Source organism: Bradyrhizobium sp. MI1.11, from assembly GCF_055811255.1.
Genome location: NZ_JBVVPM010000043.1, coordinates 54,779 through 66,038, shown reverse-complemented (window position 1 = coordinate 66,038; position 11,260 = coordinate 54,779). Strand labels below are relative to the sequence as shown.

Genomic DNA, 11,260 nt, shown 5'->3' with positions numbered 1-11,260 from the left:
CTGCGCGCTCCGCGCGGCATCGACCGCGCCTTCTTTGCCAAGCTCGTCGATGGCGATTGGATCAGCCGCAAGCAAAATTTGCTCATCACCGGGCCGACCGGCGTCGGCAAGAGCTGGATCGCCTGCGCACTCGGCCACAAGGCATGCCGCGATAATCGATCCGTCTTATATCATCGCCTGCCAAGGCTGTTCGAAGCTCTTGCGCTCGCCCGCGGGGACGGACGCTATGCGCGGCTCCTCAAGACACTATCGAGGGTCGATTTGCTCATCCTCGATGATTGGGGCCTCGCACCGCTTACCGGCGAGCAGCGTCGCGATCTCCTCGAAGTCGTCGACGATCGACACCAGCGCGGATCGACCATCATCACCAGCCAGGTGCCGATCGAAAATTGGCATGAGGTCATCGCCGACCCGACCATCGCCGACGCCGTCCTGGATCGGCTCGTCCACAATGCTCACCGCCTCACACTCAAGGGAGACAGCATGCGAAAGATCACTGCGCAGCGCGCCAATCTTGACGCAGCCAAGAAAACCTGACCCAACTCCTCATGCCGGCAACGACACTCCGGCCGCCTTCGTCGGAACAGGTGGCCGCCTTCGATCGGAAGCATGGTCGCGTTCAATCGGAATCCCTGGCCGCAATCCCCGGAATCCGCACGCTGAGCTGGTTGTGGTTGCGGGCACGTTGGACGCGATGGTGTGATTGCCGGTGCTGTAGAACACAGCGGCGACCGCGGCGATCACGACAATTGCGATGACCACCCAGGCTATGGGGTTGTCACGGTAATTCCGATCTCGATTGATCATGCGGAATCCTCTTGGGCTAGGCAAGCCGACAAACCCGAGATCGCTCCAGCGTTCCTACGTCTGCAGCGCCCACTGTGGCCGCCCCTTCAGCAGGCGCGGCGTGAATGCTATCCTGCAATTCCAAGATCAATGGCCGCTGCAATCGCCTGGTTGACTTGCGGCTCGACGCGCTCCGCAGGATCTGTGCATATCGTCCCCAACTGGCATGACAGTCGCGGGAAAGTCAGGCCAAGCATGGGCCCTTGAGGTTTGATTCCAGCGATGAAGCACGTCACCGAACGCCCTTTTGCCGATCCGGAAGTCGCCGCGCGTCAGCTCGTTCAGCTGGCTTCGGGCACCAAGGCAGTACAGGACGGCAGAATCCATATCGAGAAGATCAACTACCCATTTCTCTACACGCTCAAGGCAAGCGGCGCGGAGTTCGGCGCCGGCATCAGGTGCGCTGTCGAGAAGGGCTGGCTGGAGCTGCATGAGAGCGGCACCTATGTGCGGTTGCTGACGCCGGGCGAGGATTTGCTGCCCACGACAGAGTTGGTCCCGCGAGTTTGACGGGCCGATTGTGCTGCCAGACGGCAGCAAGGCGGTGACGCTCCTTGACGCCGGCGATTACACGGTGCTTTGCCGTGGAAAGAGCATCAGGCTTTCGTTGGGTTGCCACGATGTCCCGGCCGTTTTCCATGGAGGTAAAATCGGCTTCGGACCGCCAACTTTCATATGCCAATGGCATACGCGACGGCTAAATCAAACTGGCGCCAAGGCAATGCTGCAAAAAGCCGCCCCAGAGGATGATTCCTGAGGCCGGAAGTTCTACGCGTCCGCTCCGAGACATCGCCCGGAGCTGGAGACGAATGCGCCCCGATTGCCGATCGTTCCCGACCCTCGTGGGATCGCGGAGCCGGCGCATGATGCATGTTAAGCCTTCTGCCCATTGTGGAAGCGGCATATTGCAAGCCTGAAACGCTGGATTACGATCATCTCACCGCGGCTGGCTGCATATTCCACTTGATCCTTTTAACCCGGCTTCATTTGACCACGCACGGGCCGCAGCAGTGTCCCCTGCTGCGGCCTTTACGAGATGTCGCCAGCAGCTTCCGGATAACGCCTTGGTGAACGAAACCGTTTGCCGCGTTGCGCGAAGCACTCCGGAAATGGTCGGGGTCTACCCTCCTCCTACTACCGAGGGGATCTGAACATGATCACGCTCAAAGCATTTGCGCTTGTTGTTGGTGCCGGATTTATCTTCACGGCGTATTCCGGTGATCTGGGCGCTGACGTGGTTCTCGCCATAGTCGCTTGCCTCTCCTAACGGAAAGGCCCGCCAGCGGGAACCAGCGCACCGCAACTCGCCATTAACGCGATTGACGCAGGCTACCCGACGGAACGGGGCCGTGGGGGACATACGCGTCCTTGTGCTTGTGGTTGAGGGCCCCGCCAGCTCCGCCAACCCGCGGGTCCTCCCACACCTTTGCTGCGGCAAGCCTCTCTCTCAATGCCCATTGCGAGGAGTGTTGTCGTCTCGGTTGAGAAACCCGAGGCGTCGCTCCAGCTCTTCCTTGGCCACGAGCCTCACGGCAAGAACGTCATTGACGAGCGTGTGGAGTCGCCGCAGCTCTTCAGCCGACATGCTCTCAAACGACTTTCGTTCCATGAATCCCCCGGACTCACGAATTGTCTATAGCTCGCCTACAAGGGGGAAGCTGGCAACTAGTCGTCTGTGGAGCACGGAAGGTTAGAGGCGCCCGCGAACCTTAGCTGTTCTTCTGACTGATCCTCTCCGCCGTCGGTGCGGCGTGCCAATCCTTCTTTGCTCAGCTTCGAGCACGCGGTTGCGAAGGGCTTCGAGTTGGGAAAGTTCACAGATGAGTGCATCCAGGTACTGGCGGCGCAGGACATCTGCGCGAGCAAAATTACGCATGGAACGCCCCTAAAATAATCACACACAAAAACTGCGAGGTCGCTAACGCGGTAGAATATGGCCAGTACAGCCTTTGCATTAACTGGCGTCAAGATGCATCCACCGGATACAACGGACGGCTTTCGCTCAAATGAAAAGCCCGCCTACCTCGGGGCCGGCGGGCCTGTCTCAATGCCCATGCGTACCGCGGTACTCGTTACCAGTCCGCCATGGTCAATCGTACCGCGCTACCCGTTGAGGCCGGGTTACCGCCAGCCGCTCCACTCACGCGTTCGATGGGGGAAGTGTCTAGCTTTGCCCGATGTTTCGTGCGGCCAATTCCTGGTCCAGCTCCTTCAAGCGAACGAGTAGATTTTCAACGATCTCCATGCAGTCGGAATGCCTCAACGAGTGCACGCCACGCGCCGCCAGCTCGCGCTCCAATATTGTAGCCACTATGCTTTGGATGCTCACTAATCCCCCCGCAGACAAACATTTGCGCCGCCAGATACGGCTCAACAAAGAATTGGGCTTCACTCAGGGAAAGGCCGCAGCGTGGTTCCAGCCCCACTGCGGCCATCCCGGGCAACTGCAAATAGCTTGGTACTCAAATCTCGCCGGTGTTCCGACAGTAGAACACCCCGTTCCGAAAATGGACTCCGTACGACTACCGGTGGCGCCTTGTCACATTAGAGCGAACATGGCACGGCTGGCTTTCCAGCCCCAATGCTCCCGGCAGCCGATCCAATTGCGGATGAGTGCTAGGCCCGCCAGTGAAGGGCGAAAGAGCCCGCCACTGGCGGCCCCTCATATCAGTTCTCTAGCCACCGCAGGACTGCCACGGTGCGCCGGACCTGCCGCGGGTAACGCCTCGAAGAGCGACACGCTGGCTTGATTTTTTACGCCAGCCCGAATCATGCACTAAGTGGGTGAGCTTTGAAGGACAGCCATGAGCGAGGCTTCACATGGGAAGGCCTGCTGTAGTTCGGACCCTAACGGTCACAATCGACGGTGTTGCGCATCACGGGACATATTTCGTCCAGAACTCCATCGTGTACCTGCAGTCGGCGCTTGGAAGTAAGGCAACCCACGTGGGAGGGGTGCCGCCAGAAATGACGGCCAAGCTGCTCCTGTCTGAACTCGTTCGCACCGGCGCTGGGGCAACGCACTAAGATCAGAACCAGCTGCGGTTATTTTGAAAGCACGCCTGTTTGGTGCGGTCCCAGATGAAATCCCCGCCGCCGCAGGGTGGACGGGGGCGAGAGGTCGCCGGGCATTCGTTCCGAACCTTGGCTCCCGTGCCCCAGCCGTCAACGACACATGCGCCACCGCTTGTCCTGTGACAGCCCTCGCCGCAGCCACCCGCTGCGTGCGCCGGACTAGCAGCAGTGAGAACCGAGGTCGCGAGGAGCATTCCTTGTAAGATTTTGATCACTGCCAGACTCCTTGAAGCGAATGACCGGAGCGAGAAGGAAAGATCATAACTCCTGCCGTGCCTCTTAGCTACGATCAGCGCGGCGCGAAGTCCCCGGCTCCGCACGAACCGCTCGATGGCTGCGCTCCCCGTTCGAAGCTGTTGATCTAGCAATTTTTACAAACTGCAACCAGGTCAGCACAGCTGCATTTTTCGAATCATCCACCTGTCTCCGGACTGGAGGGACGTTCTGTTCCGGGGGCGCCTGTGAGCCACTTTTTCTCAGTCCTGCTATTGCTGACCAACTTGATGCTAACGCTATGTTTCGGCGTGGCAGCGTGGCGCGTTTCCGATGAGGGCGGCGCTGGTAACGCCATAGGAACGGCGTATGGCTGGATGCAAATCTCGGCGAACTGACATATCCGCCTCCCCCTTCGCACATATTTTCTAGCAATGGCGTATTGAACTCGCGCGCTGCTGAGCGCGGGCGACCAGTTGCCCTGCTATGCGGCGCGGCGCTGCTGCGCTCTCAAGGGGAAGGCGGTCCTGAAGCAGCTGACGTCTAGAGCGGGTGTCACAGCGGCCTTCGGTGTCCCGGCTGCAGATTGAGCTCCGGACATCATCGGCGCCGCTCAGGATGTCCGAGATGGGGCCCAGCAGCCGACATGGCTGCGTGCCGCTGATCCTCAGAGAACGGGTTCGTCGGAAGCGCCCGCGACCAACGCGGGGGCAGTCTCGCCACTGTCGATCGGAAGCGCCAAACAAGAATGGCTCAGCTCCAAGGGATTGGGGGAGCTGGGGCCCGACTGCATTACGCACTTTGGGGACGCGTGCCGGGAACACTCGGTAATCGGCGAAGCGTTCCAAACGCCGCACCGTCGCAAAGACTCAGCGGCCTCTGCCAGAGCCTCGGACGAAGCGAGGGGCGGCTAAAGTTGCCGTGCCAGAACTTCAAACAGAGCAACGAGCTGCGGAAACTGGAAAAGGCGTATGCCGCGATGGCGCTCGCGAACCGGGCGGAGCGGTTTCGACGGTGATCAATACGCGCCGCTCCGCTTCGCGCACGCGGGCCCGAAGACATTCCAGTTCGGACAATTGAGACGTAAGCCGTTCTTGACGCTCATGCAGCCGCACAGTGGCGTCAACCGCTAGACCGGGATGTTCACGCATGTCGTGTAACCCCCCAACCAAGCCTTCTAACATGCTTGGATCATGGCCCGTCGGCGGACCAATCGGGAAAATGATGCAACGGAGACTGAAATCCGCCGACGTTGTTCCAGCATCCACATATGTGAATCGTATGTTGCTGTTGGAAGTTAATTCTGCGGAGTGCATCAGGCGCCGCGCGAAGGCGCAGCCGAACTGTCCGGTGGTGAGCGCCATTCCGCGGCGATGCAGGGCTTTACGTTCGGTTGACCTGTTCCGGCTCAGCGACCCGGCTCTTCTCGCGAGTGGTCCGAACAAGAGACGCGGGGCTGGCTGGGATTTCGTCCACGTCTGCATAGACGACCATTCCCGCGCCGATTCTCCGAGATCAAGTTCGACGACCGGCGGCCGTACGCGAGCCGGACGAAGTCTAGATGACGCGTGTTCGGCCGCGGGTGCTATAATATCCCCTGGGCTGGGATGCGAAAGACATAGGGCTCCTCATCAGCCTCTGGTCCGCAGGACATAGCGCTGCGCAGATAGCGCGCCGGCTCGGATGCAGTCGTGAAGCGGTCTGCGGCATGCTGACCCGTCAAGGCCTGAAGCGCGGTCACAAGCTGCCCACGGCAACGCCTAAGATAAGGCCGACCCCGAAGCTGAGGGCGACGTCGTCGGCAGCTTGCGCCGGTCCAGTCGCAAAGAAGGTGTCGCGGAACGCGGCGGAGAGGCAGCAGCCCAAGCAATTCAGCAAGCAGCAGCTTTACGAGATACTGGCTGAGGCGGTCAAAAATACCGGCTAAAGAGGTCACCGCGAATGCCGTTGCGCTGCGCTCAGTATCCGGCTCGGCTCGACGGTTCGGCAGTCGTGCACCTTCCAAGTTCGTCTCATTCGGGTCAATCGCGTCGGTTTAGTCCTCCCGCGATGACTACCGGTTAGCCTCGATGAGCAGATATCTTCGGCGCCCATCGCAGGGTCTCAAACGGGCCAATTCCGGAAGTAACCGCATCATCCGATCACCCGTCGGTGTGAGCCAGCGCGGGCTCATTCGGACAACCCGGCTTTCCGAAGGCCCTCCGTCATCAGCTTCGCGTTTGATTGCCCACCCCGAGCGATCCACGCGGATATTGTAAAGGCGGGATCGAACTCAAGCAGATGCGCCGCCGCCTCACGGGCCTCAGCATCAAGTCCGACATGGGCGTAAGCGGACGCGAGACAGCGATGAGCTATTGAAAAGGAGGGGTTCTGTCGCAGGGCTTTCTTCCCTGCGACGATGGCCTCGTCAAACCGACCAAGCTCAATAAAGGCCAATCCCATCCCACCAAACGGCAAATATAGCTGCGGATTTACCGGGCTCATGCGAATGGCACGTTCAAAGCTCCTGACTGCTTCCTCCGGCAGCCCCGCAGCTATATAGACCCAGCCTCTGCCGCCCCATGCTCGATGTGAGTTTGGATTGAGCGAGACCGCCCGATCAGCCAATTCGACACTACTTTCGCAATCGCCGACCATGTATGCCGAGATAAAGGAAGCCCATGCTAACGTGTCTGCATCACTATCGTCGAGGCTCAATGCCAAGCGAAGCAGCCGAATTGCTTCCTTTCGGTCGAATTGAGGATCGGCAGCATAGCCCAAAAGGACGTTTCGCGTGTGGCCGACACCTGCCAAAGCTGCGACCAAGCCGAACTGAGAATCCAGCTCCAAAGCGCGATGAGCCAGCCTGATCGCCTCGGCCACCCCTTCACGAGTCGTCAGGTAATACTGTTGCAGGGCTCGGAGATAGAAATCATATGCGGTGAGGTTCTCCGGTCGGCGCTGCGTCGCCAGAGCAACCTCTGTTTGAAACAACTTTGGCTGAATAGCCGAGACAATGGCGAGCATGACGTCGTCCTGCAGCGCAAAAATGTCCGTCATGTCGCGCTCGAACCTGTCCGCCCAGATGTGCGTGCCCGTAGCTGCTTCAATCAACCGGCCCGTGATGCGAACTTTCCCCGATGCCTTGCGCACCTCCCCCTCGAGGACATAGCGCACGCCCAGCCTCCGTCCGACTTCCTTGATGTCGACCGCTTTGCCCTTAAAAGTGAAACTCGAATTGCGGGCGATCACGAACAGCCCTTTGAACCGTGAAAGCGCGGTCGTGATCTCCTCAACCATCCCGTCCGCGAAGTACTCCTGCTCGGGATCGCCAGACATGTTCGCGAACGGCAGCACGGCGATGGAGGGCTTATCGGGAAGTGCGGGAACGCTCTCGGGCGCATTGCCAGGGTTTACACCTGCGACCTTTCGCGCCTCCCGCACCTGTCCGACGAAGCGGAAGCCCTTGCGCGGTAGTGTTTTGATGAAGCGTTGTTCCTCGCCGGAATCGCCGATTGCATCCCGGGCGGCATTCAGGCGGGTTGTCAGCGCCGCGTCAGATACGCTGCGCCCATTCCAAATGGCTTTTATGAGGTCGTCCTTGCTGACAACCCGCTCCCCGTTGCGGATCAGATATTCGAGCAGGTCAAAAACCTGCGGTGTGATCGACACCGCATCGGTCCCCCGATGCAGCTCGCGCCGGTCGGTGTCCAATGCGTATTCCTCGAAAAGATAGCGCAAGCTGCCATTCCTTCGCGGGGTCGCCTCTGTACTAGCGCATGAACAGTAAGCCGCCGGTTAGAAAAATGTAAGCCACCAGTTAAGCGCGCCGGCGCATCTTGCGGCAACTTCTGCCTAGTGAACCAGTCCGGACAGGACACATCCTAATGAGCACGATCCACGAGACCACCGAGCTGGGGCCGGTAACCGCAAGGCGGCAGGTCTACAGTCCTCTCGAAACATATTGGAATGCATTTCAGGAGTGGCGCAAACGCCGAAGATTAGTGGCCAACTTGTGCGACCTAAGTGACAGGGAGCTAATGGATATAGGTATTATGCGCTGCGAAATCGACTACCTCGCTTCGCATCCAGGTTGCGATCCGCGAGGCGTCCTATCCGGCGAATGAATGTCGATATCTGGCAGCGGTGGAGGGTCGGAATGGTCACTATCAGAGGCGTTGTGGCGCTTCGGATATGGGTCAAAGGCTACCGTCGATAGCTCGCATCGCCTTATGGGCGAAAACCGGACTCGCTGTGCCATGCACATGCGTCGCGCGTAGTCTATTGCTGCGATCTGCTTTCAAGCAGCCGGTCGCGCACGTCCTCCGATACAAAACGCTCCGCCCGCTGCCATGCCTCGTCATTGTCGCCGCGGAACTGGAAGTATTTCCTAAACACGACGCGCTGGGATTTTGTATCGATAGCAACAGTCTGCGCAAACTGCACCAGCGTGCTCATCTTATGGAAGCCGCCGATGATCAGGATCTGCGCGCCTGCCTGTGACGCAGCGCGCAGCCGATCGCGCAACATCGGTCCATCGATCGGGCAATTTGAAGCGCAAGAGGACGGCACAAGTTCAAAACGGTGGTCCGCCGTGACATCGTCCCGCAGCGCGGTCATGAAGGCCCGCAATCGCTTTTCATGTACGGCCGTCTGATCGGTGGGCTCGTTCGACGTGTCTCTATACTTGAAATCGTCGACGGAGATAGCTAAAGCGTGGCTGGCGGTCTCGGCGGATGCATCTGCGATGAGGCTGGTTCCCAGGAACAGACCGGCTGCGGTAACAGCGTGCAGGATTGAGCTGTGGCGCATCGCGATGACTCGATCTCCTCGGCTAAACCCATCTTAGAAGATCGATTCTTTCCGTCTCCTGTCGAAGAGATTAATCGTTGGTAACGCTACGCGGCCGCCCATGGCAGCGCAGCGTAATGTCTGCAGTAGGTGGTCAGAAGCGGCCGTCGAGGCAACTTCAGCTATGCGACCGGTTTACCAGCGACAGCGGACATCACGGTGGCTGAGGCGCTCTTCAGCTTAGGGCCCCAAAAGCGACTTGCTTTGCTCCAAAAGATGGTAGCAACCCCGACTTAGTCATTCCGGCAGTCCCGCCTTGCGGATCCCCTCGATCGTTAAACGGTTATGCCGGTGCCACTGGGCGCCACGCTTCAACCATTCCGAAACTCGAAAATTCGGCTCGATCGCCAACAGGCGCGCAACCGCCTCCTTCACTTCGGCCTCACGTTCCAGATGAGCCAAGGCCGATGCAAGGCAGCGATAGGTCGTCGCGTAGGTCTGGTTCTGACGAGCGGCTTTCCTCGCAACCGCAACCGCCTCGTCGAAGCGCCGAAGCTCGATCAACGCAATTCCCATCGGCGCAAGCGCCAGGAAAAGCATGGGGTCGAGCGGGTTCAAACGAATCGTCCTTTCAAAACTTCGAACTGCCTCCGCGGCCTTTCCCCCAAACAGGTAGGCATACCCTCGCATATTCCATGCAAGAGCCGAATTCTGATTGAGAGCGACCGCACGATCCACCATTTCCGCCGCAGTGGGAAAGTCCTCTGTCAGATAAGAGGTCACAAAACCGACGCTGGCTAGGAAGTCGGGATCATCGTCGTCGATGCTGAGCGCCAACGAAAAGAGCCGTGTCGTCTCTCCCATCTCTCGGTTCAAGTCACTAGCCCAACCCTGCGCTATTCTGAGCGCGTGGCAGCTACCCGCCAGATGGGCGGCAAACCCATAGCTGGGGTCGATCTCCAATGCGCGTTCGCTCAACCCGAGCGCTTCGGCGAGCCCTTCATGGGTCATTGAGTGAAAATGTGGCTGCGCGCGCAGGCAGAGGTCGTACGCACTGAGGTTGGCTGGTCGACGCCGCGCCGCTAACTCGATTTCGGCCTTCTGTACGGTGGGCTCAATGGCGGAGACTACGCCTTCGGTGATCATGTCCTGCAGAGCGAAGACGTCGTCTAGTCTACCCTCGAAACGATCGGCCCAGAGGTGTGCACCCGTTGTCGCATCGATCAACTGGCCTGTGATGCGAAGCGTCCCCGCCCCCTTGCGCACACTACCCTCAACGACGTAACGGACCCCAAGTTCACGCCCCACCTGTTTGATATCGACAGCTTTGCCCTTGTAGGTGAAGCTCGAGTTGCGGGCGATCACGAATAGCGACTTGAAGCGGGAGAGTGCGGTAATAATTTCCTCGACGATGCCATCGGCAAAATATTCCTGTTCTGGATCCCCAGACATATTTTGGAACGGCAACACAGCGATGGAGGGTTTATCGGGCAGGTCAGGCCTTAGCGGGGTCTCAACGTGCTTGGATCTCGACGGAAGGTTGTCGTCGATCAGGAGCCGCCAGGCGAGCATCGGCTCGGCAATGTTCTTCAGCACTGCAGACCCATTTCGTCGAACGCCAGCCCGGCTTTGCCGCGAATTTGGCGTTGCGCGTCATCTGAGACGCAGATGCCCCCCGGTTCGGCAATCCCCTCGAGACGGGCCGCGATATTGACGCCGTCGCCGAAAATATCGTTCTCGTCGATGATGATGTCGCCAACGTGAATGCCGATACGAAATTCGATCCGCTTGTGTTGCGGCACACTGATGTTTTGCGCCGCCATGGCTCGCTGAACCTCAGCGGCACCCCTCGCGGCGTCGACCACGCTTGCGAATTCGACCAACATGCCATCGCCCGTGGTCTTTACTATCCGTCCGCGATGGGCGGTGATAGTTGGATCAATAAGGTTGTTCCTGAGCGACTTGAGCTGGGTCAGCGTGCCTTCCTCATCTGCACCCATTAACCGACTATATCCGGCGACGTCCGCCGCCAGAATAGCCGCAAGTCGACGCTGCAGGTGCTCCTTTGTCACGCAGGGACCTCAGACGAGTTCAGCTGCGCAGATCAAAGCATGCGGGACCTTCTTCGGCTAGGCTCAACGTCCGAATTGGGTCAAAAGCTGCGGCAGACGCCAAGTTGGATCGGCGCCGCGTTTGCCCCTGACGCCGACATGACACCACGCTCAATCGACCTCCGGCTAAGTGCCAACTGCGGACCAAACGCAACAAGCCTTACGCGAAAAATGCAGCCATGCTGACCTTGTCGAGCACCCGATCCGATGAACCTTTGTAAGATTTACAAGACCGATAGTGAACA

General features: G+C 59.2%; 10 protein-coding genes. 4 read left to right on the top strand and 6 right to left on the bottom strand.

Going from position 1 to position 11,260, the window contains the following annotated elements:
- Nucleotides 1-537 (top strand): IS21-like element helper ATPase IstB (gene istB / locus AC0L30_RS31510; RefSeq protein WP_473406011.1); only part of this gene is annotated, 537 nt, incomplete at its 5' end.
- Nucleotides 538-546: 9 nt separating this feature from the next.
- Here the strand turns inward: istB and AC0L30_RS31505 are convergent.
- Nucleotides 547-807 (bottom strand): hypothetical protein, encoded by a 261-nt coding sequence (locus tag AC0L30_RS31505; RefSeq protein ID WP_473406010.1) that lies wholly within the window; start codon nucleotides 805-807, stop codon nucleotides 547-549.
- Between the two features lie 261 nt (nucleotides 808-1,068).
- Here AC0L30_RS31505 and AC0L30_RS31500 point away from each other — a divergent pair, with 261 nt between their 5' ends.
- Nucleotides 1,069-1,356, top strand: coding sequence for a hypothetical protein (locus tag AC0L30_RS31500; protein WP_473406009.1), 288 nt, complete (start codon nucleotides 1,069-1,071; stop codon nucleotides 1,354-1,356).
- Nucleotides 1,357-3,875: 2,519 nt separating this feature from the next.
- Here AC0L30_RS31500 and AC0L30_RS31495 read toward each other — a convergent pair.
- Nucleotides 3,876-4,115 (bottom strand): hypothetical protein, encoded by a 240-nt coding sequence (locus AC0L30_RS31495; protein ID WP_085350490.1) that lies wholly within the window; start codon nucleotides 4,113-4,115, stop codon nucleotides 3,876-3,878.
- Between the two features lie 1,616 nt (nucleotides 4,116-5,731).
- Between AC0L30_RS31495 and AC0L30_RS31490 the strand changes: the two genes are divergently transcribed.
- Nucleotides 5,732-6,061 (top strand): GcrA family cell cycle regulator, encoded by a 330-nt coding sequence (locus AC0L30_RS31490; protein ID WP_473406017.1) that lies wholly within the window; start codon nucleotides 5,732-5,734, stop codon nucleotides 6,059-6,061.
- A 242-nt stretch (nucleotides 6,062-6,303) separates the two neighbouring features.
- On the opposite strand, the gene AC0L30_RS31485 is transcribed toward AC0L30_RS31490, so the two are convergent.
- Nucleotides 6,304-7,854, bottom strand: a complete 1,551-nt coding sequence (locus AC0L30_RS31485) for a winged helix-turn-helix domain-containing tetratricopeptide repeat protein (RefSeq protein WP_473406008.1) — start codon at nucleotides 7,852-7,854, stop codon at nucleotides 6,304-6,306.
- A 146-nt stretch (nucleotides 7,855-8,000) separates the two neighbouring features.
- On the opposite strand from AC0L30_RS31485, the gene AC0L30_RS31480 reads away from it, so the two are divergent.
- Nucleotides 8,001-8,240 (top strand): DUF1127 domain-containing protein, encoded by a 240-nt coding sequence (locus AC0L30_RS31480; protein ID WP_473406007.1) that lies wholly within the window; start codon nucleotides 8,001-8,003, stop codon nucleotides 8,238-8,240.
- Nucleotides 8,241-8,394: 154 nt separating this feature from the next.
- Here AC0L30_RS31480 and AC0L30_RS31475 read toward each other — a convergent pair whose 3' ends face one another.
- The 3 genes from AC0L30_RS31475 to AC0L30_RS31465 all read right to left on the bottom strand — a co-directional run bounded on the left by AC0L30_RS31475 (nucleotide 8,395) and on the right by AC0L30_RS31465 (nucleotide 10,976).
- Complete coding sequence (locus AC0L30_RS31475; protein ID WP_473406006.1) at nucleotides 8,395-8,925, bottom strand: DUF2380 domain-containing protein; 531 nt, start codon at nucleotides 8,923-8,925, stop codon at nucleotides 8,395-8,397.
- A gap of 276 nt (nucleotides 8,926-9,201) precedes the next feature.
- Nucleotides 9,202-10,500 carry a tetratricopeptide repeat protein gene (locus AC0L30_RS31470; RefSeq protein WP_473406005.1) on the bottom strand — a complete coding sequence of 433 codons (1,299 nt, stop codon included), beginning with the start codon at nucleotides 10,498-10,500 and terminating at the stop codon, nucleotides 9,202-9,204.
- Nucleotides 10,494-10,976, bottom strand: a complete 483-nt coding sequence (locus AC0L30_RS31465) for an adenylate/guanylate cyclase domain-containing protein (protein WP_473406004.1) — start codon at nucleotides 10,974-10,976, stop codon at nucleotides 10,494-10,496. The genes AC0L30_RS31470 and AC0L30_RS31465 overlap by 7 nt, the downstream gene beginning before the upstream one ends.
- Between the last annotated feature and the right edge of the window lie 284 nt (nucleotides 10,977-11,260).

Bases quoted from the DNA above. Each gene is read 5' to 3' on its own strand.
- AC0L30_RS31505 (WP_473406010.1), bottom strand. From the start codon at position 807: ATGATCAATCGAGATCGGAATTACCGTGACAACCCCATAGCCTGGGTG.
- AC0L30_RS31500 (WP_473406009.1), top strand. From the start codon at position 1,069: ATGAAGCACGTCACCGAACGCCCTTTTGCCGATCCGGAAGTCGCCGCG.
- AC0L30_RS31495 (WP_085350490.1), bottom strand. From the start codon at position 4,115: ATGCTCCTCGCGACCTCGGTTCTCACTGCTGCTAGTCCGGCGCACGCA.
- AC0L30_RS31480 (WP_473406007.1), top strand. From the start codon at position 8,001: ATGAGCACGATCCACGAGACCACCGAGCTGGGGCCGGTAACCGCAAGG.
- AC0L30_RS31475 (WP_473406006.1), bottom strand. From the start codon at position 8,925: ATGCGCCACAGCTCAATCCTGCACGCTGTTACCGCAGCCGGTCTGTTC.